Here is a 25,590-nt window from a genome sequence, read left to right as displayed (position 1 = left end):
TCCCTACGCTGGCTTGTCCCGGGTCACCGGCTCGACGAGGTACCGCCGGAGGAACTCCTGCTCCGCGTCGGTCAGCCGGCGCGGCCGCTGCTGTTCGAGGTCGAACGGCACCAGCACCGACCGGGCCCGGCTGGCCAGCACCGTACGGTCGAAGAGCTCGTAGGCGACGGTGAACCGGGACTGCCGCAGGTCCTCGATCCACATCTCGATGCGTACCGTCGGGGCGCGCTCGGCGGTCGTCCCGTCCAGCGCGTACCCGACCGGGCGGAGATAGTCGATCTCGTGCCGGTAGATCACCACGCCGTCGGCGAACGAGCCGACTCCCCAGGCCCGGCCGCCGGCGAACATCAACGCCACCCGCGCCTCCTCGTAGAGGGTGAGGAAGCGGGCGTTGTTGACGTGCCCGTACGCGTCCAGGTCCGACCAGCGCAGCGTGCAGTCGTAGACGTACCTGCGGCTGTCGGACCGCTCCGCTTCCGCCGGCCGGGCCTGCACCGGACTAGTCACGGGTGAGCTTGCGGTAGGTGACCCGGTGCGGCCGCGCCGCCTCGGCACCGAGCCGGTCGATCTTGTTCTTCTCGTACGCCTCGAAGTTGCCCTCGAACCAGAACCACTTCGACGGGTCCTCGTCGTCGCCCTCCCAGGCCAGGATGTGCGTCGCCACCCGGTCCAGGAACATCCGGTCGTGCGAGATGACCACGGCACAGCCGGGGAACTCCAGCAGCGCGTTCTCCAGCGAGGAGAGGGTCTCCACGTCCAGGTCGTTGGTGGGCTCGTCGAGCAGGATGACGTTGCCGCCGATCTTGAGCGTCAGCGCCAGGTTGAGCCGGTTGCGCTCGCCGCCGGAGAGCACCTTGGTCGGCTTCTGCTGGTCGGGGCCCTTGAAGCCGAAGGCCGCCACGTAGGCCCGGGACGGCATCTCGACTTTGCCCACCATCAGGTGGTCCAGCCCGTCCGAGACGACCTCCCAGACGGTCTTGTCGCCGGCCAGCCCCTCCCGGTTCTGGTCGACGTACGACAGCTTGACGGTGTCACCGATCTTGACCGAGCCGGCGGTCGGCTGCTCCAGCCCGACGATGGTCTTGAACAGGGTGGTCTTGCCGACGCCGTTCGGGCCGATGATGCCGACGATGCCGTTGCGGGGCAGCGAGAAGCTCAGGTTGTCGATCAGCACCCGCTCGCCGAACGCCTTGCGCAGCCCGTGCGCCTCGATCACGGTGTTGCCCAGCCGGGGGCCCGGCGGGATCTGGATCTCCTCGAAGTCCAGCTTCCGGGTCTTCTCGGCCTCGGTGGCCATCTCCTCGTAGCGGTCCAGCCGGGCCTTGGACTTGGTCTGCCGGGCCTTGGCGTTGGACCGGACCCACTCCAGTTCCTCGCTCAGCCGCTTCTTCATCTTGGCGTCGCGGCGCCCCTCGACGGCCAGCCGGGCCGCCTTCTTCTCCAGGTAGGTGGAGTAGTTGCCCTCGTAGCCGACCGCCCGGCCCCGGTCGAGTTCGAGGATCCAGCCGGCCACGTTGTCGAGGAAGTACCGGTCGTGGGTGATCGCCATCACCGTACCGGCGTACTTGGCGAGGTGCTGCTCCAGCCACTGCACGCTCTCCGCGTCCAGGTGGTTGGTCGGCTCGTCCAGCAGCAGCAGGTCGGGCGCCTCCAGCAGCAGCTTGCAGAGGGCGACCCGGCGCCGCTCGCCACCGGAGAGCTGGGTGACGTCGGCGTCCGGCGGCGGGCAGCGCAGCGCGTCCATCGCCAGTTCGAGCTTGGAGTCGACGTCCCAGGCGTCGGCGTGGTCCAGCTCCTCCTGGAGCTGCCCCATCTCGGCCATCAGCTCGTCGGAGTAGTCGGTGGCCATCTGCTCGGCGATCTTGTTGAACCGCTCCAGCTTGGCCTTGGTCTCCGCCACCGCCTCCTCGATGTTGCCGAGCACGGTCTTGGCGTCGTTGAGCGGCGGCTCCTGGGCGAGCAGCCCGACGGTGTAGCCGGGCATCAGCCGGGCATCACCGTTGCTCGGCCGGTCCAGGCCCGCCATGATCTTGAGCAGGCTGGACTTGCCGGCGCCGTTCGGACCGACCACACCGATCTTGGCCCCCGGCAGGAAGCTCAGCGTCACGTTGTCCAGCACGACCTTGTCGCCGTGCGCCTTGCGCGCCTTCTCCAGGACGTAGATGTACTGGGCCACGGTGCGGCCTACCTCCCACGGATGTGATGTCCCCGAATGCCGTGTTTACGACCGAGCACGACGTCGGGCTTGCTTGGACCGCGCTGTCGGTGTCACGCCGGCTCACGCGGTGCGGCGGAAAACGCCATCGTCAATCCTGACAGGTCCGGCCCGGCCCGCCCACATCACCCTCCGCCGAGCCTCCGCCGCGCCCTCAGCCGGAGCCGATGTGGGAGCCGGCACCGGAGCCGAGGCGGGAGCCGAGGCCGGACCGAACGGGTGGTCATGATCACCTTTGTGTTTTCGCACCGCGTCCCGCAGGGCAGTAACTGTGGCACTGGGGGTTAGGCACCGCAGCTACGCTCAGTACGCTCAGCGGTGGACCACCCGTCATCACCGGAGGTGCACTGATTGTGACCGTACGTAGCTCGTTCGTGGTCGTTGCGAATCGCCTGCCGGTCGACGAGGTGACAACTCCCGAGGGACGCCAGTGGCGGCGCAGCCCCGGAGGTCTGGTCACCGCCCTGCATCCGGTGCTCGCCCAGCACCAGGGCACCTGGGTCGGCTGGGCCGGCGGCGTGGGCGCCGCGCCGGAGCCGTTCGACCTGGAGGGCATCCGGCTGCACCCGGTGCCACTGAGCGCGGAGGAACTCGAACGCTACTACGAGGGCCAGTCCAACGCCACGATCTGGCCGCTCTACCACGACGCGGTGGAGACCCCGGCGTACAAGCGCCGCTGGCGTGAGGCGTACCGGCTGGTGAACGCCCGGTTCGCCGAGGCCGCGGCCGAGGTGGCCGCCGAGGGCGCCACGGTCTGGGTGCAGGACTACCAGCTCCAACTGGTGCCGGCGATGCTCCGCGAACTCCGCCCCGACCTGCGGATCGGGTTCTTCCTGCACATCCCGTTCCCGCCGATCGAACTCTTCATGCAGATGCCGCTGCGCGCCGAGGTGCTGCGCGGGCTGCTCGGCGCCGACCTGGTCGGCTTCCAGCAGCGGCTGGCGGCGCAGAACTTCGTCCGGCTGGCCCGGCACCTGCTCGGCCTCCGCTACGAGGGCCAGATGATCCAGGTGGACGGCCGGCAGGTCAAGGCGGGTGCGTTCCCCATCTCCATCGACGTGGCCGAGATGGAGCGGATGGCCGTCGACCCGGCGGTGCAGGCCCGGGCCAAGCAGATCCGTACCGAGTTGGGCGACCCGAAGACGGTGATCCTCGGGGTGGACCGGCTCGACTACACCAAGGGGATCGAGCTTCGGCTCAAGGCGTTCCGCGAGTTGCTCTCTGACGGAAAGTTGACAGTTCCCGACGCGGTTATGGTGCAGGTTGCTACGCCAAGTCGGGAACGGGTGGAGCACTACCAGGCACTCCGGGTCAAGGTGGAACGCGAAGTTGGTCGAATTAATGGCGAATTCGGCCGGGTCGGCGTACCGGCCGTCCATTACCTCCATCAGTCGTACAGTCGCAGTGAACTGGCCGCGCTCTACTGCGCGGCCGACGTGATGATGGTGACCCCGCTGCGAGACGGAATGAATCTGGTGGCCAAGGAGTACGTAGCAACACGCGCCGACTCGGGCGGCGCCCTCGTGCTCAGTGAGTTTGCCGGCGCCGCCACCGAGCTGCGCCAGGCATTCCTCTGTAACCCGCACGACCCGGACGGAGTCAAGGACGCGCTGCTGCGCGCGGTCCACGTCGACAAGGTCGAGGCCCGGCGCCGCATGCGCATCATGCAGCGCCACCTGCGTACGCACGATGTCGGACACTGGGCCCGGTCCTTCCTCAACGAGTTGGGCGTACCCGAGACGGAGGACGAGTGAAGGTTGGTTCCCTGCTCGACGGGGGTCCGCGCACCCTCGACGGGATCGACCCCGAACTGCGGTCGGCCATCGGCCGGATCGCCCGGGTACCACAGCTCCTGGTCGCCTGCGACTACGACGGCACGCTCGCGCCGATCGTGGAGGACCCGACCAAGGCCGTGCCGCTGCCCGAGTCGGTCGCCGCGGTACGCGCGCTGGCCGCCCTGCCGCAGACCACCGTCGCCGTGGTCTCCGGCCGGGCCCTGCGTGACCTGGCCACGCTCTCCCGGTTGCCCAGCGAGGTACACCTGGTCGGCAGCCACGGCTCCGAGTTCGATATCGGTTTCGTCGAGCGGCTCTCCCCCGAGCTGATCGAGGTACGCACCCGGCTCCGCAACGAGCTGCGCCAGATCGTCGCCGGCCGGGGCCGGGTACGCCTGGAGACCAAACCGGCCAGCATCGCGGTACACACCCGGGGCGCCGACCCCGAGGTCGCCGCCGAGGTCGTCGCGGCGGTGGACGCCGGCCCGGCGATCTGGCCGGACGTCACCGTGACCCGGGGCAAGGAGGTCATCGAGCTGTCGGTGATCCCCACCAACAAGGGCACCGCGCTCGAACAGCTCCGCACCCAGCTCTCGGCGAGCGCCGCCCTCTTCCTCGGCGACGACGTCACCGACGAGAACGCCTTCGCCAAGCTGCACGGCCCGGACGTCGGCATCAAGATCGGCCCCGGCGAGACCAGGGCCACCTTCCGGATCGACGAGCCGGTCGACGCCGCCCGGGTGCTCGCGCTGCTGCTCGAGGTACGCCGGAACTGGCTCTTCGGCGAACGGGCCGTACCGATCGAGCGGCACTCGATGCTCGCCAACGGGCGTACCGTCGCACTCGTCACCCCGGAGGCGAGCCTGAGCTGGCTCTGCCACCCCAAGCCCGACTCGCCGGCCATCTTCGCCGACCTGGTCGGCGGCAACCCGGCCGGCTACTTCAGCATCGCCCCGGAACGCGGTGGCCTGCCGCTCGGCCAGCGCTACCGGACCGGCACCATGACCGTGGAGACCCGCTGGTCCGGGCTGACCGTCACCGACTGGCTGGACCGGCCCTCCACCGACGGCGTGCCGAGCGGCCCGGCGGTGATCAGCGGCGACTCGACCCTGGTCCGGGTGCTCAGCGGCGCCGGCCGGGTCCGGCTGGACTTCGCCCCCCGGCCCGAGTTCGGCCAGGTAGCCGTGCAGCTCCAGCCGCTCGGCGACGGGCTGCTGGTGCTCGGCTCCAACGAGCCGATCGCGCTCTACTCCCCCGGCGTCGAGTGGGAGATCGTGAACGACGGCGGCTACGAGACCGCCCGCGCGGTGGTCGACCTGGCCGCCGCCGGTGGCCAGGTCACCTGCGAGTTGCGGTTCGGCTCGCACAGCCTGGAGCACCACCGGGTACCCGTGCAGGAGCGGCAGGCGGTGGCGGAGCAGCCGTGGCGGGACTGGGTCGCCGGGCTGCGACTGCCCAGCACCGCCCGGGACCTGGTCGGGCGGAGCGCGCTGACCCTGCGCGGCCTGGTGCACGAGGCCAGCGGCTCGATCCTGGCCGCCGCGACCACCTCGCTCCCGGAGGAACTCGGCGGGGTACGCAACTGGGACTACCGGTACTGCTGGCTGCGCGACGCCGCGATGACCGCGCGGGCCCTGGTCGACCTCGGCTCGCTCGCCGAGGCCGAGGGCTTCCTGCGCTGGGTCGACGGCTGCGTCGAGCGCACCGGCGGGCACCCGGAACGGCTGCACCCGCTCTACACCGTCGACGGCTACGAACTCGGCGCCGAGGCGGTCATCGACACCCTGCCCGGGTACGCCGGCTCCCGGCCGGTCCGGGTCGGCAACCTCGCCAACCACCAGCTCCAACTCGACGTCTTCGGGCCGGTCGCCGACCTGCTGGCGGCCGTCGCCGACCTGCGCGGCGAGGTACGCGACACCGAGTGGCGGGTGCTGGAGAACATGGTCGAGGCGGTGGCCCGGCGCTGGCACGAACCCGACCACGGGCTCTGGGAGGCGCGGCTGCCACCGCGGCACCACGTCTACTCCAAGGTGATGTGCTGGATGACCGTGGACCGGGCGCTGCACGTGGTGCGGCGGCACGGCGACGGCGACCGGCCGGAGTGGGTGGAGCTGCGCGACCGGATCGGGCACAACGTGCTGGAGTTCGGCTGGCACGCCGGTGCCGGCGCCTACACGGTGGCGTACGGCGACGAGGAGATGGACGCCTCCTCGCTCTGGATCGGCCTGTCGGGTCTGCTGCCCGACGACGACCCCCGGTTCCTGGCCACCGTGCTGAAGGTCGAGGCCGACCTGCGCAGCGGTCCGGTGGTCTACCGCTACCGGTGGGACGACGGGCTGCCCGGCCGGGAGGGCGGCTTCCACATCTGCACCGCCTGGCTGATCGAGGCGTACCTGCGCACCGGTCGGCGGTCGGACGCGGAGGAGCTCTTCACCCAGATGGTCGACACCGCCGGCCCGACCGGCCTGCTCCCCGAGCAGTACGACCCGATCTCCGAACGCGGCCTCGGCAACCACCCCCAGGCCTACAGCCACCTGGGCCTGATCCGCTGCGCCCTCCTCCTGGACAACATGCTCAAGTCCTGACCCCCTCCGGGGGGGTGATCCGCGCGCTACTTCGGTGCTGTGGTGGCCTCACGGCGTCCGTGAGGCCACCACATTCCGGCACCTGCTGCGCGCCTGCCCTACGGGGCGGAGGAGGGGACCGCGGCGAGGGTGGTGGCCACCTCGCCGAAGACCACGACCGCGGGAGGGCGGAAACCGGCCGCGAGCGCGTCTGCGGCGACGGCGGCCAGGGTCGACCGGAGCACTCGCTGGCCGTGCGTCGTACCCTCCTGCACCACCGCCGCCGGGGTCTCCGGCCGCCGGCCGTGCGCCCGCAGCGCGGCGGCGATCGCCGGGAGGTTGTTCAGCCCCATCAGCACGACCAGGGTGCCGCGCAGCCGGGCCAGCGCCGACCAGTCGACCAGGGAGTCGGGATGCTCCGGCGGAAGGTGCCCGGAGACCACCGTGAACTCGTGCGCCACGCCCCGGTGGGTCACCGGGATGCCCGCCGCAGCCGGAGCGGCGACCGAGCTGGTCACCCCGGGGACCACGGTCACCGGTATCCCGGCGGCCGCACAGGCCAACGCCTCCTCGCCACCCCGACCGAAGACGTACGGGTCGCCGCCCTTGAGCCGGACCACCCGGGCGCCGGCCAGGGCGCGCTCCACCAGTACCCGGTTGATCTCCTCCTGGGCGGCGGCCGGACCGTGCGGGATCTTCGTGGCGTCCACCAACTCGACCTCGGGATGGAGTTCGTCCAGGAGCAGCCCGGGGACCAGCCGGTCGGCGACGACCACGTCGGCCTCGGCGAGCAGCCGCCGGCCCCGGACGGTGATCAGCTCGGGATCGCCGGGCCCCGCACCCACCAACGCGACCCGGCCGACGGGACGCTCCGGCAGCCCGGCCAGCACGGCTGGGGCGGCCACGGTCGTCTCGGAGCCGTCGACCCCGGCCCGTTCCGCCGACAAACCGCTGCCGTCGGCAACGGCGCCGTCCGACCCGCGGGCATCCTGATCGTCAGCCCTGCGCTTGCCGTCTCCGTCTCCGTCGGCGTCGGTGTGGGCGTTGTGGTTGCCGCCGGGGTTGTGGTTGCTGTCACCCTGACCGTGCCCGTTGCCGTTGGGTGGGTTGGTGTTTCGGGTGCTCAGGTGCGCTGGTAGGGCGTCGTCCTTGACGGCGGCGTCGGGGGTGGCGCCGTCCGGGCCGGGTGGCGGGGGTGGCTCTGCCGCGACACCGGAGAGGGCGCCGGTGATCAACTGCTCTCGGATGGCGTCCCGGACCGCCACGGCGCGCCGAGGGTCGCCGCCGCCGAGCACGGCGACGGTGAGCGGGCCGTACCGGGTCACCGCCGGGGTCCAGGCGGTCGCGGCGTCGCGGTCGTCGGCGCGTACACAGAAGATCTGCCGCTCGAACGCGGCGGCGCTGACCGCCTCGGCGGCGGCCGGGTCGTCGACCGCCACCTGCACCAGCCAGGCACCGTCGAGGTCGGCCGGCGCGAACTCCCGGGCCACCCACTCCAGCCGTCCCGCGTCGACGTGGGCCCGCAACGCCGGGGTCAACTCGGGGGCGACCACCACCACCCGGGCCTCCGCCTCCAGCAGCGCCGGCACCCGCCGGGTCGCCACCGCCCCGCCGCCGACCACCAGCACACGCCGGCCGGCGAGCCGCAGCGCAAGCGGATACATGATCATTTCTCCGACACTCCTGCCGCGTCGAAGGTGGCCACCTCGTGCAGCACCCGCACCGCACCGGCGACCACCGGATAGCCAAGCAGGGCGCCGGTGCCCTCGCCGAGCCGTAGGCCCAGATCGATTATCGGCAGCAGACCCAACCGGTCCAACCCGGCGGTCGCGCCCGGCTCGGCCGAGCGGTGCCCGGCGACCATCGCGCCGACCGCGTCCGGGGCGAAGGCCGCCGCCGCGAGCGCGGCGGCGACCGCGCTCACCCCGTCCAGCAGCACCGGGACCCGCCGCGCGGCACCGCCCAGGACGAAACCCGCCAGCGCCGCGTGCTCCAGGCCGCCGACCGCGGCGAGGACCCCGAGCGGATCGGCCGGATCGGGTACGTGCCGAGCCAGCGCCGCCCGGACCACGGCCACCTTGCGGGCGTACGTGACGTCGTCGATCCCGGTACCCCGGCCGGTGGCCTCGGCCGGGTCGATTCCGGTGAAGGCGGCGATCAGCGCGGCGGCCGCCGTGGTGTTGCCGATCCCCATGTCACCGGTCAGCAGGATCCCGGCACCGGAGTCGAGCAGTTCGTGTGCGACCCGGATGCCGGTCTCGACCGCGCTGCGTGCCTCGTCCCGGGTCAGGGCGGGCCGGACGCTCATGTCCCGGCTGCCGGCCCGGACCCTGGCGCTGATCAGCCGGGGCGCCGACCGCGCCGACCGCTGTGCCGGCACCTTCACCTGGGGCAGCGGGGTGGCCACCCCGACGTCGACCACGGTGACCGTCGCGCCGATCTGCCCGGCGAACGCGTTCACCACCGCACCGCCGGCCAGGAAGTTCCCCACCATCTGCGCGGTGACCTCCTGCGGCCACGGGGTGACCCCCTGGGCGTGCACCCCGTGATCGGCGGCGAAGATCGCCACTGCGGCGGGCTCGGGCAGCGGCGGCGGACAGACGCCGGCCAGCCCGGCCAGCCGGATCGAGAGTTCCTCCAGCGCGCCCAGTGAACCGGCCGGCTTGGTCAGCCTCGCGTGCAGGTCCGCGGCCGCGGCCATGGCCGCCTCGTCGAGCGGACCGATCCCGGCGAGGGTGGCGTCCAACATCATTCCTCCAGGATTCCGGCCAGCGCGGCCACGAACAGGTCGGTGGTGGCAGTGTCCCGTACCGCGAGGCGCAGCCAGTCGGGGCCCAGACCCGGGAAGGTGTCCCCGCGCCGTACGGCGAAACCCCGGTCGCGCAGGGCCAGCCGTACCCCGGCCGCCCCGGGCAGGTGCACCAGGACGAAGGCGCTGGCCGGGGTACCCGCGACGCGTACCCGGGGCAGCTCGCCGAGCCGCCGGACCAGGTACGCCCGCTCGACGGCCAGCCGGGCGGCGATCCGGCGCTCCGCCTCGACCGCGCCGGGCGTGGCGCAGGCCGCCGCCGCCGCGAGCGCGGGGCTGGAGACCGCCCAGAGCGGTTGTACCGCCGCCAACCGCTCGACCAGCTCGGCCGGGGCGAGCAGGTAGCCGATGCGGAGTCCGGCCAGTCCCCAGGTCTTGGTGAGGCTCCGCACGACGACCAGCCCCGGGAGGTCACGCCGGCTCGCCAGCGACTCGGGCTCGGCGATCCCGCCGACATCGGCGTCGGCCGTAACGGTGGAGTCGGCGGTGACGGTGGAGTCTTCGGTGACGGTGGAGTCGGCGAAGGCCTCGTCGACCACCAGTACCCGGCCGGGGCGGGCCAGGCCGGCCAGTACGTCGGCCGGGTGGAGTACCGAGGTGGGGTTGGTGGGGTTGCCGACGAAGACGAGATCGGCGTCGGCCGGTACCAGATCGGGGTCCAGCCGGAAGTCGGTCTCCGGCGGCAGCAGCACCCGCTCGACCCGGTGCCCGGCCGCGCGTAGCGCCGCCTCCGGCTCGGTGAACTGGGGATGCACCACCACCGGCCGGTGGGCGCCCCGGAGCGCCTGGGCGAGCAGCACGAACCCCTCTGCGGCGCCTGCGGTGAGCAGTACCTCGTCGGCCGGGCGGCGGTGCCGGGCGGCGACGGCGGCCCGGGCCGGCGCCGGATCGGGATAGCCGGCCAGCGTCTCCAGTGCGGCGACGATCGGTTCCCGCAACCAGGCCGGCATCGGGTGCCGCTGCACGTTGACCGCGAGATCCACCAGACCGGGAGCGAGTTCGACGTCGCCGTGGTGGCCTAGATCCGGCCCGTCCGGGTCGAGCTGAGCGGGGGCGTGCCCGTCGGGCTGAACTGGGGCGTCCGGGTCGGGCTGAGCGGGCGGTGCGGGGGCGGGCCGGTGCATGGGCATGATCCTGCCGGGCGCCCCGGCGCGGGGGCCAGCGCCGTCCCGGAGCGGATCGGGAGCGGTCGAACCCGCCAGCCCGGAGACTCGCACATTCGCGAATCTTTATCATGTTTTACCGAGATTTATCATAGCTTGGAAACGTGACCAACCCCACCACCCGCTCCGCCTCTGGTCGACTCGTACCCCTGCTCCGTGCCGGACTGATCGCCGGTGTGGTCGTCGCGGCGGCGTTGTTCCCGTTCGTCGCGGTCGGTGGACTGGCCGCCAAGGCCGGCGCCGACCTGGTGGAAAAAACCCCGGCCGACCTGCTCGCCTCTTCGCCCGCGCAGACCAGCTACGTCTACGCCGCCGACGGGACCACCCTGATAACCACCTTCTACGAGGAGCACCGGCGGTACGTGCCGGTCTCCCAGATGTCGCCGTACATCCAGCAGGCGATCGTGGCCTCGGAGGACTCCCGGTTCTACGAGCACAACGGCGTCGACCCCAAGGGCGTACTCCGGGCCTTCGTCGCCAACCAGCAGGCCGGCGGAGTCTCCCAGGGCGCCTCGACGCTGACGATGCAGTACGTCCGGATGGCCCTGCGGGACAGCGCGAAGACGCCGATGGAGGCCCGGCAGGCCACCGAGCAGACGCCGCTGCGAAAACTGCGGGAGATGCGGCTCGCACTCGACCTGGAGAAGGAGACGACGAAGTCGCAGATCCTGGAGCGCTACCTCAACTCGGCCTACTTCGGCCACCGGGCGTACGGCATCTACTCGGCGTCGGAGATCTTCTTCTCCAAGCTGCCGAAGGACCTCACCCCGGTCGAGGCGGCCACCCTCGCCGGGCTGGTGAAGGCGCCGACCACGTACGACCCGGCCAGCTCGGACCGGAAGGCCGCCACCGACCGGCGCAACTACGTGCTCGAGCGGATGGAGGCGATGGGCTACCTCTCCCCGCAGGCCACCGCGGCGGCGAAGGCGGAGCCGATCCAGCTCCGCCTCAGCAACCCGCCGAACGACTGCGTCTCGGTGCCGGAGGAGCACAACAGCTGGGGCTTCTTCTGTGACTACCTGAAGGCGTGGTGGGCCGCACAGCCGGCCTTCGGCAGCAACTCCCTGGAGCGCCTCGACCGGCTGCGCCGGGGTGGCTACACCATCGTCACCAGCCTGGACCCGAACATGCAGAAGGTCGCCGACGACCAGGTGCAGGCCGGGGAGGCCAACGGCAGCCCGTACGGACACGGCCTGGTCGCGGTCGAACCCGGCACCGGGTACGTCCGGTCGATGGCGGTGAACCGGTCCTACTCGCTGGACCAGAGCGAGAACGGGCCACACTCCGACCCGAGCAAACGCAACCGGATGAAGGGCAACTATCCGAACACCGTGGTCCCGCTGCTCGGCGGCGGGGATCTCCCCGGCTACCAGGCCGGTTCGACGTTCAAGATGTTCACCATGCTCGCGGCGCTGGACGCCGGGCTGCCACTCAGCACGGCGTTCAACTCCCCGCACCGGTTCGTCTCGATCTATCCGGACGGCAGCGGCGGCCCGACGGACTGCGGCGGGTACTGGTGCCCGTCCAACGCCAGCGGCGCGATGAGCGGCAACCAGACCATGTGGTCCGGCTTCGGCAAGTCGGTCAACACGTACTTCGTCTGGCTGGAGCAGAAGGTCGGTGCCGAGAACGTGGTCCGGCTCGCCGAACGGCTGGGTTTGCAGTGGCGTACCGACATCGACAAGCGCCAGGCGTCACCGAGCCAGGCGAACAAGTGGGGTTCGTTCACCCTCGGGGTCTCCGACGTCACCCCGCTGGAGATGGCCAACGCGTACGCCACCGTCGCCGCCGAGGGACGGTTCTGCGAGGCGCTGCCGGTCAGCTCGATCGTCGGGCCGGACGGCACCCCGGCGACGTACCGGACCGGGTCCGGGATGGATCTGGAGATTGCGCTCCCCCGGTGCAGCCAGCAGGTCAGCGCCGACGCGGCCCGGGCCGCCACCGACGCCGCCCGGTGCCCGACCGGGGACACCCCGGCCCGGGGCTCCTGCGGCGGCTGGTCCACCGCCGACCGGGTACGGGGCATCGTCGGTCGGCCGGTGGCCGGCAAGACGGGTACCACCGACAGCGACCGAGCCGCCTGGTTCGTGGGCTACACCCCCGAACTGGCCGCCGCGAGTTTCCTCTCCGACCCGGACAGCCCGATGAACCCGGTCGGCTCGGGTCCGGCGAACAAGCCGATCGACGCCGTCGCCGGGTTCCTCAAGGGCGCGCTGAAGGACCAGCCGGTACGCCAGTTCAACCCACCCTCGGACGAGATGACCGGTTGACGGGAGGCGTACGGCGCGGGTGGTCAGTGTCGGTGCAGGTCGGCGACGACCAGGGACCAGACCTCCAGGTCGACCCGGCCGCTGTGCACGTACCCGGCGTTGCGCAGCAGCCCTTCGTAGGTGAACCCGGCCTTCTCGGCGACCCGTCGAGAAGCGGTGTTGCCGGGGGCCACCCGTAGTTCGAGACGCTGGAAGCCGTGCTCCAGGATCAACGCGACGGCTATCGCGTCGACCGCCTCCGCCGCCATGCCGAAGCCGCGCGCCTCCGGCGCGACCGCGTACGACACCTCGGTGACCCGGCCTCCCCAGTCCGTACGCTTCGTCCACAGGCAGCCCACCAGCCGCTCGTCCTCGCGCCGGATCATGCCGTAGTGGTCGCCGTTGCCGCTGTCCCGCCGTTCCTGGGCCATCTCCGTGCACCATGCCTCGGCGTCGATCTCGCCAAGTTCACGCTGTAACGGCAGCCAGCGCCGGGTCTGCTTGTCGGCGAAGATCGCCGAGACCGCCTGCGCGTCCGTGCCGCGCAACGGCCGTACGTGCACCCGTGGCGTCGACACGGTCAGGGTCGGAAAGCGGCGCACCGCCACCTCTCCGCTCATTCCGCCGACTCACCCCATTCGCCGCCGGGTCGCCTCCCGACCGTCTCCCACCGGCCCGGCCGGCTGCCGATCCGGTCGTGCCGAACCGCCCACTCGGTCACATCCGCCACCTCATATCGGCTCATGCCCGCCGGGCCCGACATTCACGCAGAACACTGGCTCCCGGAGGTGGCGCCGACCCGCCCACCGGGGGCCGGGGAGGGCCGTCCCCGGGGTTCGGAGGCAGCCGCCCGCCCGGTCACCGACCGGATCACCCCACGGGTCCGCCAGCCGGACTGCTCGGTACCGCACCTGCGCTCCGCTCGGTCCCGGTCGTCCCGCCCGGTCCGGCGGCGTCCGCTGCCGACTCGGTACTCGTCCGGGCCGCCCCGGGCGCCGTACCCGATCCGTCGCCGGCCCGGGACGGACCCGGCCGGTCCGCGCTGCCACCGGGCACCCGCTGTTCGTCGACGGGCACCGGCTGCTCCTCTGCGGGCACCGGCCTCGGACGTGGCGCGGCCATCGCTGCGGGAGACTCGACCGCGCCGGCCGGCCGTGGACGGCTCTGCGGTGTCGGTCCTGCCCCGGCTGGACCGGTGACCGGCCTCGGCGCACCGGCCGACCCGGACCGGCCGGCTGCTCCGGATGACGCGGCGCCACCGTTCGGGGGATGACCACCGTTCGGGGGATGACCACCGTTCGGGGGATGACCACTGTTCGAGACGGGGCGACCGGCGGGTGCCGGTGGCGACACCGGAGCAGCCGGTCCGACCTGTCCCGACGGTGAGACCGGAGCGGACGGTGAGATCGGGACCGACGAGGAGATCGGGGCCGACGGTGAGACTGGGACGGACGACGAGACCGGGGCCGGCGGTGCCGCCGGGGCGGACGGTGGGACCGGGGCCGGCGGTGCCGCCGGGGCGGACGGCGGGACCGGGGCCGAGGGTGCGACCGGACCCGGTGCTCCGGCCAGCGCGGGTGACACCGGCGCGGTCGGGGCGGTCGGGCCCGAGGGCGGAACCGGTCCGACCGGGCCGGCTGATGCCACGGCGGACGGCACGGCGGCAGCCGGGGTGGCCGGGACGGCCGGCGACACCGGAGCCGGATTGGCTGAAGCAGGGTTGGCCGGGGCAGGGTTGGCCGGGGCAGGGGTACCCGCCGGGGCGGGCGTACCGGCCGACGCGGAGGCGGCGACCAGGCGGCTGGCGATCACCGGGCTGCTCGCCCAGTGCAACGTCAACTGGGAGGCGTGCACCCGGCGCCAGACGAACCCCTCCGGCGGGCCACCGCCCCAGCTCCACGCCGGGGTCTGCCCGGCCCGTGGGGTCAGGACGCCACGGTGCTGCTTGTAGCCGACCACCCGGGCGCCGAGTCGGGCAACCGGGGTGTCCGCCTGCGCCGTCGCCTCGCGGTAACCGACCACGGTCCGGTCCAGGCTCGTCCCGGTGGCGTCCAGCACCCCGCACATCGGGCGGCCGTCGAACTCGCGGGCCAGCCAGAGCAGCCCGGCGCCCTCGGCGATCACGGGTCGACCGGTACGCGCCAGCTCGGCGACCGCGATGCAGAGCCGGCGGTTCGCCGACAGCTCCTCGGCGTACGTCTCGGGCAGCGCACCGCCGATCACCAGCGCGCCGGCCTCCGCCGGCAGTGTCTCGTCGCGGAGCGGATCGAAGGGGATCACCTCGGCACCGGCCGCCGCCAGCAGTTCCGCTGTCTCGGCGTACGAGTACGACAGGGCGGGGCCGCCGGCCAGCGCGACCACCGTACCCGTGGCGGGTGCCTCGCCGACCGGCCCCAGCTCGGCGAGCGCCTCCGCCGCCGACCAGGCGGTCACCGGTACCCGGGGTGCGGAACGGGCCAGCGCCAGCAGCCGTTCGAGGTCGACGGCTCCGGCGATCGCCTCGCCGAGCCGCCGCACCCCCCGGTACGCCTCCACGCCGCGCTGCATCACCGGCACGACACCGTGCTGCCGGGACGGCAGTACGGCGGGCAGGTCCCGGCGACGCAGCGCCCCGAAGACCGGTACCCCGATGTCGTCCAGCGCGTCCCGGAGCAGTTGCTCGTGCCGGTCCGAGGCGACCCGGTTCAGGATCACGCCGCCGAGCCAGAGCATCTCGTCGTACGCCCGGAAGCCGTGCGCCAGCGCGGCGACCGACTGGCCCATCGAGCCGACGTCGACGACCAGCACCACCGGGGCCCGCAGGGTGGTGGCGATCGCGGCGGTCGAGTCGACCTCGGGCCGGCCGGCCAGGCTGTCGAAGAGCCCCATCGTGCCCTCGACCACCGCGATCTCGGCGTCGGCGGAGCCGTGCGCGAAGAGCGGGGCGATCCGCTGCGAGCCGACGAGCCGGGGGTCGAGGTTGCGGCCGGGCCGCCCGGCGGCGAGTCCGAGATAGGCGGCGTCGGTGTGGTCGGGGCCGACCTTGAACCCGGCGGCGTCCAGCCCCCGGGCGGCCAGCGCGGCAAGCAGGCCGACCGCGATGGCGGTCTTGCCGTGTCCGGATGACGGTGCGCTCACCACTACGCGCGGCGCGGCGATCATGGTCGGCTCCTCGGGGCGCGGTCACCGGCCCGTGCGGGCGGTGCGGAGGTTCTGGTACGGACGGTGTGGTGGTGCGAGGGACGGCCCGGCCCGACCCGTCGATCGAACCGACGCGCGTGAGGATACCCGGCACCGCGCGCCGCGCCGGCCCGCCGAGCCGGCCACCTGGGAAACCGCCGGAACGGTCCGGGTAGCCTCGTGCTGTGTACCGGTTCCTGCTCACCCCCCGCTGGCTGGGCATCCTCGCGCTGACCCTGGTCGCGGCCACGGTGATGGTGCTGCTCGGCAACTGGCAGTTGAGTCGCTACCAGGAGCGGGCCGCGATCAACGAGCGGATCGACGAGACCGCGACGTTGGCGCCGGTGCCGGTGGACCAGGTGCTGCCCCGGCCGGGTGGCGCGGCCGGCACCGTCGGGCAGCCGCCGCCGGCCGGTGCGGCCTGGACCCGGGTCACGGTCACCGGGCGGTACGACAGCGCGAACGTGATCCTGATCCGCAGCCGTACCGTGCAGAGCAGGGTCGGCTTCGAGGTGCTCACCCCGCTGCGGCTGGCCGACGGCAGTGCCGTGCTGGTGGACCGGGGCTGGATCCCGCCGCTCCCCGGCGGGAGTGCGCTGGCCCGGCCCGAGATCCCGGCCGTACCGTCCGGTGAGGTGACGGTGGTGGGCCGGGTGCACCTGTCGGAGAGCAAGCCAGATGCGGTCACCCGGCGGGACGGTCGGATCGAGACGCGGCGGATCGCCGTACCGGCGCTGGCCCGGGAGTTGCCGTACCCGGTCTACTCGGCGTACCTGCTGCTCGACGAGCAGACCCCGGCCGCCGACCCGGCCTTCTCCGCGATACCGATCCGGCACGAGAACGACTGGCAGAACGGCGGGTACGTCGTGCAGTGGTGGCTGTTCGCGGCGCTGACCCTGGTCGGCTTCGGCTGGGCGGCCCGTCGGGAGGCCCGCGGCGACGCGCCGGACGGTGACAGGAACCGGGACCGGGCCGCTGGTCCGGCCCGGCGGGACGAGCCGGCCGCCGCACCGAGCCCCTGAGCCCGGCCGGCGGGTCGACCGGCGGTCGGGCGTGGGACATCGACGTACCGGGTACACCTCGCGGTGGCGGCGGTCACGGTCCGGGTTAAGGTCTGCGGAACGGGCCGGGGTGGCACTGGGGAGGAGCCGGCATGAGCGTGGACCCGACCGGAGCGCCGGACGTGCCTCCGCCGCCGACCGATCCGTGGCCGACCGACGCCTCCGTCTCGCCCGGCTATCCGCCGTCGCACACCCCGGACGACCCGCCGACACCGACGCCGGCTCCGGGCCACCCGGGCCAGTCCTACCCGGTACCGGCGCAGCCGCATCCGGTTCCTGCGCAGCCTCATCCGGTTCCTGCGCAGTCCTATCCGGGCGGGAGCCAGGCGGGCGGGGGCCAGCCGGGCGGTGCGGCGGCGTGGCCGCCCCCGGCCGGATCGGAGCCGGTGGTCGCGCAGATCGGCGAGATCGCGGTCACCCCGTCGACGGTACGCACCCCGAGCGGCGACCTGCCGCTGGCCGGTTCACAGTGGCACGTCGCGGACTACTGGCAGAGCGAGCAGAAGACGCCGACCTGGGCGATCGTGGTGGCGGTGGTCGGCTTCTGCGTGCTGACCGTGTTCAGCCTGCTGTTCCTGCTGATCAAGGAGACCGTGCACCGTGGCACCGTGCAGGTGACGGTGACCAACGGGCTGCGGCAGTACGTCGCCCGGATCCCGGTCAGCGACCAGTTCCAGGTGCAGCAGATCCATCAGCAGGTCAACTACGCGCGGTCGCTGGCCGCGATCTGACTGGCTGCCGGCTGTCCCCCGGTCAGGCGCCGTACCGGCGCTGCCGGCCGGCGTACGAGCGCAGGGCGCGCAGGAAGTCGACGTACCGGAAGCCGGGCCAGTACGCGTCGCAGAAGTACAGCTCGGAGTAGGCCGCCTGCCAGAGCAGGAAACCGGACATCCGCTGCTCACCACTGGTCCGGATGATCAGGTCGGGGTCGGGCCGTCCCTGGGTGTAGAGGTGCGCCGCGATGTCCTCGGCGGTGAGCCGCTGGGCCAGTTCGGTCGGGGACGTACCGGCCCGGGCCGCCTCGTCGAGCAGGGAGCGGATCGCGTCGACGACCTCGGCCCGGCCGTCGTAGCCGACCGCGATGGTGAGGTGGAATCCCGCCCCACGCTCGGCGGTCGCGTCCCGGGCCAGCTTCAGCGCGTGTCGGGTCGAGTCGGGCAGGGTGTCGAGCCGCCCCGCGAGGTGCAGCCGCCACCGGCCGGGGCGTTCGGCGAGCCGGGCGGCGACGATCCGCTCGACCACCTCCATCAGGTACCGGACCTCGTCCGAGGGCCGTTTCCGCAGGTTGTCGGTTGAGGCGACGAAGATCGTCACGTGTTCGATGCCGAGGTCGGCGCACCAGCCGAGCACCTCGTCGACGTGCTCCGCGCCGTACCGGTGACCGACGCTCGGGTTCTCGAAGCCCTGCTTGCGGGCCCACCGCCGGTTGCCGTCCATCACCATCGCCACGTGCCGGGGCAGCGAGCCGCTGACCAGTTGCGCCCGCAGGCGGCGGGCGTAGAGCCGGTAGAGGGCGTTCCGGAAGATCATTGCCGAACCGTAGCAACCGCTGACCAGTTGCCGGTGGTACCGCGACGGCGGTCAGTCCGGGCGGCGACCTGCGTGAATGGCGCGTACGGTGTCGATGGTGTCCGCCTCCGCCGCGCTCTTGTCGTCGCGGTAGCGCAGCACCCGGGCGAAGCGCAGCGCCACGCCACCCGGATAGCGCGGACTGCTCTGCACGCCGTCGAAGGCGATCTCCACCACCTGTTCGGGTCGTACCCGGACCACCCAGTCGCCACGCTCCACCGCCAACTCCTGGAACCGCTCGGTCTGCCAGCGCAGCAACTCGTCGGTCAGCCCCTTGAAGGTCTTGCCGAGCATCACGAAGCCGCCGGTCTCGGGATCGCGGGCACCGAGATGGAGGTTCGACAGCCAGCCCTTGCGCCGGCCACTGCCCCACTCGACGGCGAGCACGACGAGGTCGAGGGTGTGCCTCGGCTTCACCTTGACCCAGGCGGCACCCCGCCGCCCCGCGTCGTACGCCGCGTCGGGCGCCTTGACCACGATGCCCTCGTGTCCCGCGTCGACGGCGGCGGCGAACGCCGTCGACGCCTGCTCGACCGTGTCGACGGTGATCCGCTCGACGAGCTGCGCCGGGGAGACGGTACGGGCCAGCGCGGCCCAGCGCTCGTGTCCGGGCGCGTCGAGCAGGTCGACGCCGTCCAGGTGCAGGATGTCGAAGAAGTACGGCGTCAGCACGACCCCACCGCTGGTGTTGGCCGCCGCGGCCACTGCCGGAGCGACGGCCATCGGACGCTCCGGGGCGGGGATCTCGGCCGGTGCCGTCCCGGAGCTGCCGATCCGGGGCACTTCGGAGATGTCCACCGGCCCGACCTCCCGCGCCGAGCCGGCCGTCGACGGCGCGACCGGCGCTGCCCCGAAGCTCCGGGCGCCGCCCGCGACGCCGCCAGCCTCCGTCCCGCCCGCCGCGCCGCCGCCGGCTCCCGCCTCGCCCGAGGCGTCGCCGATCGCTCCCGCCTCACCTGAGGCGTCGCCGGCAGCTTCCGTCGCGCCCAAGGCGCCGTCGATCGCTCCCGCCTCGCCCGACGCGCCGTCACCAGTTCCCGCCGCTCCCGGGGTGCGGGCGGCCTCGTCCCGTACCGCTCGGCGGGCTCCCCTGGTGGCCGCCCGGCTCGCGGTCTCCTGGAACGGTCGTGGCCGGCCGGAGGCGTCGAGTGCGATCGCCTCACCGTCCAACACCAGCTCGCGGGCGGGCAGGGACCGGACCGCCGCCACCACCTCGGGAACCCGGGTGGTGATCTCGTCGAGGCTGCGGGTGAAGACCGCGATGTCGTCGCCGGAGCGGTGCACCTGGATGCGGATGCCGTCGAGCTTCACGTCGACCACCGCCGGCAGCCCGACAGCGGTCAGCGCCTCCTCGACCGAGGCCGCGCTCTGCGCCAGCATCGGTGCGAGGGGCCGGCCGACCTGCAACGCGAACCCGGTCAGCGCACCCGAGCCGCCGGTGAGCGCCGCCGCCGCGACCGTCTTCAGGTCACCGGCGAGCAGCAGGGCCCGGCGGACCGCCGGCAGCGGCACCTCGGCCGCCCGCGCGATCGCCTCGGCCAGCAGCCCGGCCTGGGCGCCCTGCCGCAGTTCCCCGCTGAACAGGCCGAGCAACAGCCGCCGCTCCTCGACGGTGGCGGCGCCGAAGAGGGCGGCCAACAGCTCGCGGCGGCGCTGCTGCGAGCCCGGCCCACGCACCTCGGCCAGCTCGGCTATCGCCGCGTCGACTCCGGCCACCGTCAGGGTCGGCTGCTCGGCCGCCGGCGGCAGCTCGCGGAGGCTGGCGTAACCGACCCCGGTCTGCCGCTGGCGCAGCTCTCCGGCCAGATAGCCGGAGCCGGCGACGAGTTCCTCCGGGGCGAGGTTTCGCAGCGCCTCGGCGAGCAGCTCGACCTTGGCCCGCCGCCCGGAGGTGGCGGCGACAGCGGCGGAGGTGGCTGCCAGGTCAACGAAGCGCACGGCTCCATCCTGGCAGCCACCGCCGACATCTTTTCGGCCGGCCCGTCTTCATCCCCCGGCTGAGCTGGGCGGGGACGCTCAGACCGGGGCAGGTTCCTCGATGCGTAGCCCCCGGGCGCGCACGCTGTCGGCCACCCGGGCGAGGGCGGCATCGAGCGCACAGAGAACGGTGGAAAGCTCGCCGAGCTGGTCCCGGAGCGCATCCTCGGACCACGCGGAGACGTCGACGTCCCGCAGCGCACTGACCGCGGCGTCGAGCCGCGCGATGGCCTCGTTCGTACTCATGTTCTAAATCTTACCGCCTCGGCGATCCCGCCGGGCGCTTTCTCCGCTTTCTTCCCGCGAACCTCCGTTCGTGAGACGAGTGGGCTATCTTTCGGGTACGGACATCCATCCGTCCTCTGTCCACACTCCCCTCCAGCCAGACGCGGTCCGTTCCCGGACCCGGGCTCCGGCGAGACCCCCCGGAGAGTCATGACGAACGCCATCCTCCGCCCAGGCAGCCGGCTCGGCGCGGCTGCCGCCGCAGTGCTCGCGACGCTCGCCCTCACCGCCGCACCCAGCCCGGCGCACGCCGCCGCACAGCCACAGTTGCAGATCACCAGCGCCGTCGACGCGACGATCGACGCCGCCGGCACCACCATCGGCTTCCGGCTGCGCAACACCGGGGACGCACCGGCCACCGACGTCGGTGCGGTCTACGACGCCCAGCCCACCACCGACGACGTCATTTTCGTGGTCCCGGCCGGCCCCGAGGACTGCTACCAGTCCCGCAAGGCGGCGGACTGCCGACACGGCGAACTGGCGGCCGGCCAGGAGCGGGTGGTCCAGCCGTTCATGCTGCGCAGTGGTCCGAACGCCCGGCCGGGTCCGGCGGGGGTGGTCCGGGTCAGCGTCACGGGCCAGGGTCCCGACGGCGCGGTCTCGGCGACGTACGAGCTTCCGGTGACGATCCGGGCCACCGGCTCGGGCCTGGTGGCCGAGGTGGATGACATCGGTTCCGAGGCGCAGCGGGTCGGCGGCGGTGACCGGCGCCCGCTGCACACGACCGTCTTCAACTTCGGCACCCGGACGCTGCCCGGCTTCGCCCTGACGATCACCCTCCCACTCGGGGCGACCTTCGTCGAGCGCTACGGAGACTGCGTCTACGAGGACGATCTGCCCGGCGAGCCGCCCACGGGTTACGTCTACGGCCCGCAGCGGGTGACCTGCCAGATGCACCTGATCCTGGAACCCGGTTCCGGGGTCGCCTTCTCCGACCCGGTCTCCGGCGACGCGGCGTTCAACGTCGTCTTCGGCAAGAACCTGCCGGGGCCCGCCGAGCAGACCGGGCGGTTCGAGGTCGGCGAGCTGGACCAGCCGCTCCCCGAGGCCCAGCGCCGGGCGGAAGCGCCGGCCGGACCGTCGCTGGCCGACAGGGTCGCCGAGCTGCGGACCAGGGCGGAGCAGCGGGCCGGAAGCGGGCAACGCGACCGGATCACGCGGACCACGCCGGGGCGGGCCACGACCGGCAGCACCGCGCCGTCCCCGGCGGCCGCCGGGGCGGAGCCCAACGTCGACCAGTTCAGCATCTGGACCAAACCCAACAGCCAGGATCTGGAGGTACGGGCAACCGAGGTCACCGGTTCGGTCGGTGACACCGTGGAGGTGCCGTACACGATCACCAACCACGGGCCGTCGGACGGCGGCGCCGCCTGGCGGATCGTCGCGCCGAGCGGCACCGTGCTGCTGCCCAGCCAGTGGTGCACGTTCCGCGACGAGCAGGGTGAGCAGATCGCCGAAGCGACCGAGGTCGACTGCGGTACCGACAGCCGGTGGCTGGCGACCGCCTCCGGCGAGGGCGTGGTCTCCTCGGTCGTACGGGTGAAAATCACGTCGACACCGGGTACGAACGGCAAGATCACTATCCGTGGTCTGGGCCCCTCCACGGAGACCGGCCCGAAGAGCAACAGCGCACAGCTCGTGATCAACCAGCCGGGCGGCGGTGGCGGCGCGGACGATGACGACGGACTCCCGATCACCGGTGTCCGGACCGGCCCCATCGCCGCCGTCGGGGCCGGCGCCCTGCTCCTCGGTGCGGTACTGCTGCTACTCGGCCGGCGGCGCCGGCCGGCGGCACCTCCGTCCGCCGAGTAGCCGGCAGGGAGGCCCGGCGGCAGGCACCGTCGAGGCGGGCGTGCTCCGGGGGTCGTGACCGGCGATCCGGTCCCGACCCCCGGGCCAGCTCAGGAGGCCCTGACTCCCGGGCCAGCTCAGGAGGCCCCGACTCCCGGGCCAGCTCAGGAGGGCCAACTCCCGGGGCAGCTCAGGAGGCCCCGGCGTCGGTCATACGGCGGTCTTGCGGCCGGTCAGGCGGCGGCGGCCTCGGCGACCTTGGCCAGCAGCAGCGCCTCGGCCAGACAGACCCGGGCGAACTCGCCCAGGTGCAGGCTCTCGTTCGGCCCGTGGGCCCGCGCGTACGGGTCCTCGACCCCGGTCACCAGAATCGCGGCGTCCGGGAACATCCGGCGGAACGTCTCGATGAACGGGATGGAACCGCCCACACCCATGTCCACCGGCTCGACGCCGTCCCAGGCGGTCCGGAAGGCGGCCCGGGCGGCGTCGTACATCGGGCCGGAGGCGTCGATCACGCACGGCTCGCCGTCGTGTTCCAGCGTCACGGTGACGCTCGCCCCGTACGGGGTGTGCCGGCGCAGGTGCTCGGTCAGCGCGGCGTACGCCTTCGCGGCCTGGTCGCCCGGGGCCAGCCGGACGCTCAGCTTCGCCTTCGCCGACGGAACCAGCGCGTTCGGCGCCTCGGCGGTCGGCGGTGCGTCCAGCCCGATCACCGAGATCGCCGGCTTGTTCCAGAACCGGTCGGTCAGCCGCCCGGTGCCGATGAACGAGACGCCGTCGAGCATTCCGGCCTCGGTACGCAGCCGCTCCTCCGGATAGTCGACGCTGGCCCCCGGGGTGCTGACCAGCCCCTCCACCGCCACGTCGCCGGCCGGGTCGTGCAGGGTGGCGAGGAGCTGGCAGAGCGTGGTCAGCGCGTCCGGTACCGCGCCGCCGAACATGCCGCTGTGCACCGCCTGGGAGAGGGTACGGACCTCCACGAAGCAGTTGACGATGCCGCGCAGCGAGGTCGTCAGCGCCGGTACGCCGATGTCCCAGTTGCCGGAGTCGGCAATCACGATCACGTCGGCGGCGATCTCGTCCCGGTGCTCGACGAGGAGCCGTTCCAGCGAGTCGGAGCCGTACTCCTCCTCGCCCTCGACGAAGAGCACCACGCCGACCGGGAGCGCGTCGCCGAAGGCCCGCAACGCGGCGACGTGGGCCAGCACGCCGGCCTTGTCGTCGGCGGCGCCCCGTCCGTAGAGCCGGCCGTCCCGTTCCACCGGCTCGAACGGGTCGCTCTGCCACAGGCTCAGGTCGCCGACGGGCTGCACGTCGTGGTGCGCGTACAGCATCACGGTCGGTGCGCCGGGTGGGGCGGGACGTCGGCCGATCACCGCCGGCTGGCCGCCGGACCGGACCACCCGCACGTCGAGGGAGCAGCCGCGGAGCAGTTCGGCGACCGCCTCGGCGGACCGTTCGACCTGGGAGTGGTCGAAGCCGTCGAAGGCGATGCCGGGGATCCGGACCAGCCGCTCCAGGTCGGCCCGTACCCCGGGCAGCTCGCGCTCGATCGCGGCACGCAGTTCGGACTCGGTGCGGATAGTCGTGGTCATGGCAAAGATCGTATGCGCCGCCGGCCGGGGCCGGTCGTCGGAGTCCCCCGGGCCTGCCCGTCCGATCGCCGCCGACCTCGCCGATCCGACTCTCGGGGACGCTCGCCATCCGCCGAGGGTGGTGGCCGGCGGGCGGCTGCTACCGGGTTTCCTCGTCGCGCGGTTCCGGCCCGTCGTCGTCGGCCCCGCTGCCCGGACCGGCGGTGCCGGCCGGGTCCGGCTTGCCGCCCCGGCGGGTACGCCCGGCGGCCCGGGCGGCGGCCTCGCCCGCCGCGTTCACCCAGGAGCGGGCCCGGCCCGCGCTGCCGCCGGCCCACTCGCCGAGGTCACTGGCGCCGTCGCCGAGCCGGCGCAGCAGACCGACCAGCGGGTCCTGGGAGCGCCCGAAAGCCTCCCGGTACGACTCCGCCGCAGCCTTGATCTCGGCGGAGACCGAGGTCAGGTCGTCGTCCTCCCGGCGCGGATAGTCGCCACCGAGCAGCCGGGCGTACTCGCCGGAGTCGACCCACCTGCGCAGGTCCGCCGCCCGGGCCACCGGCACGGGGTGGGTACTCCAGGCGGTCATCCGGATCTTGTGCAGGCTGTCCCGGAGGTCGCCGCCGCCGTCGTACTCTGATGCCTGCTCAAGGAAGGCGGCGGTGTCGATCTGGCTCAGGTCCCCGCCGCCGGCCATCTTCATCAGCACCCGCAGCGCGGCCGCCGGGTCCTGGCCGGCGAGCAGCCCGGCCCGGTCGCCGGAGAGTTCCGCCTTGCGCCACCACTCCAGCATCGCGGCGATGATCGCCCGGAGTGCGAGCGCGCCGACCGGCAGCCAGCTCAGGTTGGCCGCCCATCGGGTCAGAATGGTCAGAATGGTCTTGTAGACGGCGTGTCCGCTGCCCACGTGGCCCAGCTCGTGGCCGAGCAGGAAACGAAGCTCGTCGTCGTCGAGCTGGTTGACCGCGGCCGAACTGATCACGATGAACGGCCGGTCGAGCCCGATCGCCTCACCGGTCAGCCACGGCGACTGGGTCACGAAGAGTTCCGGCAGCTCGGCCACGTCCAGCGCCGCGCCCGCCTCGGCGTAGAGCCGGTAGACCCGGGGATACTGCCGGTGGTCGACCCGGATCGCGGCGGCCAGATAGGAGAGCCGGAAGCCGCGCTCGTTCCACATCCCGAAGAACGCCTTGACCACGTCGTCGAAGCCGCGCAGCTCGCGCAGCGCGGTCAGCGCGCCACGGTCGGCCGGATGCTCCCAGGCGCGGGAGCTGATCCCGCTGAGTGTCAACCTCCGTCGGGCCGGAGTGGGACTCGTGCCGTCGGTCGTCATGGTGTCCCCCCGCCCGCCGCTGCGTCGGCCTCTCCTGCCGATCGTGCCGCAGCGACCCGGATACGTCCA

18 protein-coding genes are annotated in these 25,590 nt (G+C 72.9%); 6 read left to right on the top strand and 12 right to left on the bottom strand.

Annotation, left to right across the window (positions count from 1 at the left end; genetic code table 11):
* Positions 1-3: 3 nt before the first annotated feature.
* Together C6W10_RS35430 and ettA are read right to left on the bottom strand one after the other, a co-directional pair.
* Positions 4-507: a thioesterase family protein gene (locus C6W10_RS35430; protein WP_234361535.1), complete on the bottom strand. Its 504-nt coding sequence runs from the start codon at positions 505-507 to the stop codon at positions 4-6.
* Positions 500-2,176, bottom strand: a complete 1,677-nt coding sequence (ettA, locus tag C6W10_RS35425) for an energy-dependent translational throttle protein EttA (protein WP_107263338.1) — start codon at positions 2,174-2,176, stop codon at positions 500-502. Before ettA ends, C6W10_RS35430 begins: the two co-directional genes overlap by 8 nt.
* 392 nt (positions 2,177-2,568) lie before the next feature.
* On the opposite strand from ettA, the gene C6W10_RS35420 reads away from it, so the two are divergent.
* Positions 2,569-3,969 (top strand): trehalose-6-phosphate synthase, encoded by a 1,401-nt coding sequence (locus C6W10_RS35420; RefSeq protein WP_101367673.1) that lies wholly within the window; start codon positions 2,569-2,571, stop codon positions 3,967-3,969.
* Between the two features lie 11 nt (positions 3,970-3,980).
* The gene (gene otsB, locus C6W10_RS35415; RefSeq protein WP_107264543.1) at positions 3,981-6,575 is read left to right on the top strand and encodes a trehalose-phosphatase; all 2,595 of its coding nucleotides are present in this window, start codon (positions 3,981-3,983) and stop codon (positions 6,573-6,575) included.
* 98 nt (positions 6,576-6,673) lie between these two features.
* Here the strand turns inward: otsB and cobA are convergent, their stop codons facing one another.
* From cobA to cobC, 3 genes are read right to left on the bottom strand one after another with little or no spacing between them, the layout of a single operon-like run.
* A complete protein-coding gene (gene cobA, locus C6W10_RS35410) occupies positions 6,674-8,218 on the bottom strand; it encodes a uroporphyrinogen-III C-methyltransferase (protein WP_234361534.1) in 1,545 nt (514 codons plus the stop codon).
* A gap of 2 nt (positions 8,219-8,220) precedes the next feature.
* The gene (gene cobT / locus C6W10_RS35405; RefSeq protein WP_107263336.1) at positions 8,221-9,303 is read right to left on the bottom strand and encodes a nicotinate-nucleotide--dimethylbenzimidazole phosphoribosyltransferase; all 1,083 of its coding nucleotides are present in this window, start codon (positions 9,301-9,303) and stop codon (positions 8,221-8,223) included.
* Entirely contained in the window at positions 9,303-10,487 is a 1,185-nt protein-coding gene (gene cobC / locus C6W10_RS35400; RefSeq protein WP_107263335.1) for an Rv2231c family pyridoxal phosphate-dependent protein CobC, read from the bottom strand. The genes cobT and cobC overlap by 1 nt, the downstream gene beginning before the upstream one ends.
* Before the next feature lie 143 nt (positions 10,488-10,630).
* On the opposite strand from cobC, the gene C6W10_RS35395 reads away from it, so the two are divergent.
* On the top strand, positions 10,631-12,796 hold the full coding sequence (locus C6W10_RS35395; RefSeq protein ID WP_107263334.1) for a transglycosylase domain-containing protein: 2,166 nt from the start codon (positions 10,631-10,633) through the stop codon (positions 12,794-12,796).
* A gap of 23 nt (positions 12,797-12,819) precedes the next feature.
* Here the strand turns inward: C6W10_RS35395 and C6W10_RS35390 are convergent, their stop codons facing one another.
* Together C6W10_RS35390 and C6W10_RS35385 are read right to left on the bottom strand one after the other, a co-directional pair.
* Positions 12,820-13,395 carry a GNAT family N-acetyltransferase gene (locus tag C6W10_RS35390; protein WP_107263333.1) on the bottom strand — a complete coding sequence of 192 codons (576 nt, stop codon included), beginning with the start codon at positions 13,393-13,395 and terminating at the stop codon, positions 12,820-12,822.
* A gap of 250 nt (positions 13,396-13,645) precedes the next feature.
* Positions 13,646-15,916, bottom strand: a complete 2,271-nt coding sequence (locus C6W10_RS35385; protein ID WP_107263332.1) for a cobyrinate a,c-diamide synthase — start codon at positions 15,914-15,916, stop codon at positions 13,646-13,648.
* A gap of 203 nt (positions 15,917-16,119) precedes the next feature.
* Between C6W10_RS35385 and C6W10_RS35380 the strand changes: the two genes are divergently transcribed.
* Positions 16,120-16,956 carry an SURF1 family protein gene (locus C6W10_RS35380; RefSeq protein ID WP_107263331.1) on the top strand — a complete coding sequence of 279 codons (837 nt, stop codon included), beginning with the start codon at positions 16,120-16,122 and terminating at the stop codon, positions 16,954-16,956.
* A 131-nt stretch (positions 16,957-17,087) separates the two neighbouring features.
* Positions 17,088-17,726, top strand: coding sequence for a hypothetical protein (locus tag C6W10_RS39030; protein ID WP_234361533.1), 639 nt, complete (start codon positions 17,088-17,090; stop codon positions 17,724-17,726).
* Between the two features lie 22 nt (positions 17,727-17,748).
* Here C6W10_RS39030 and uppS read toward each other — a convergent pair whose 3' ends face one another.
* From uppS to C6W10_RS35360, 3 genes are all read right to left on the bottom strand, one after another.
* Positions 17,749-18,525: a polyprenyl diphosphate synthase gene (gene uppS / locus C6W10_RS35370; RefSeq protein WP_107263330.1), complete on the bottom strand. Its 777-nt coding sequence runs from the start codon at positions 18,523-18,525 to the stop codon at positions 17,749-17,751.
* A gap of 51 nt (positions 18,526-18,576) precedes the next feature.
* On the bottom strand, positions 18,577-20,502 hold the full coding sequence (locus C6W10_RS39025) for an ATP-dependent DNA ligase (RefSeq protein ID WP_107263329.1): 1,926 nt from the start codon (positions 20,500-20,502) through the stop codon (positions 18,577-18,579).
* A 78-nt stretch (positions 20,503-20,580) separates the two neighbouring features.
* Positions 20,581-20,787: a hypothetical protein gene (locus C6W10_RS35360; RefSeq protein WP_101367685.1), complete on the bottom strand. Its 207-nt coding sequence runs from the start codon at positions 20,785-20,787 to the stop codon at positions 20,581-20,583.
* Between the two features lie 189 nt (positions 20,788-20,976).
* Between C6W10_RS35360 and C6W10_RS35355 the strand changes: the two genes are divergently transcribed.
* Positions 20,977-22,638, top strand: coding sequence for a hypothetical protein (locus C6W10_RS35355; protein WP_159104876.1), 1,662 nt, complete (start codon positions 20,977-20,979; stop codon positions 22,636-22,638).
* 212 nt (positions 22,639-22,850) lie between these two features.
* Here the strand turns inward: C6W10_RS35355 and C6W10_RS35350 are convergent, their stop codons facing one another.
* Both C6W10_RS35350 and C6W10_RS35345 read right to left on the bottom strand, forming a co-directional pair.
* Positions 22,851-24,212 carry a dipeptidase gene (locus C6W10_RS35350; RefSeq protein ID WP_107263327.1) on the bottom strand — a complete coding sequence of 454 codons (1,362 nt, stop codon included), beginning with the start codon at positions 24,210-24,212 and terminating at the stop codon, positions 22,851-22,853.
* 139 nt (positions 24,213-24,351) lie between these two features.
* Positions 24,352-25,521, bottom strand: coding sequence for a M48 family metallopeptidase (locus tag C6W10_RS35345; protein WP_107263326.1), 1,170 nt, complete (start codon positions 25,519-25,521; stop codon positions 24,352-24,354).
* Between the last annotated feature and the right edge of the window lie 69 nt (positions 25,522-25,590).

The organism is Plantactinospora sp. BB1 (assembly GCF_003030385.1).
Taxonomy (GTDB): Bacteria; Actinomycetota; Actinomycetes; order Mycobacteriales; family Micromonosporaceae; genus Plantactinospora.
This window is presented reverse-complemented; position numbering and strand designations above follow the sequence as displayed.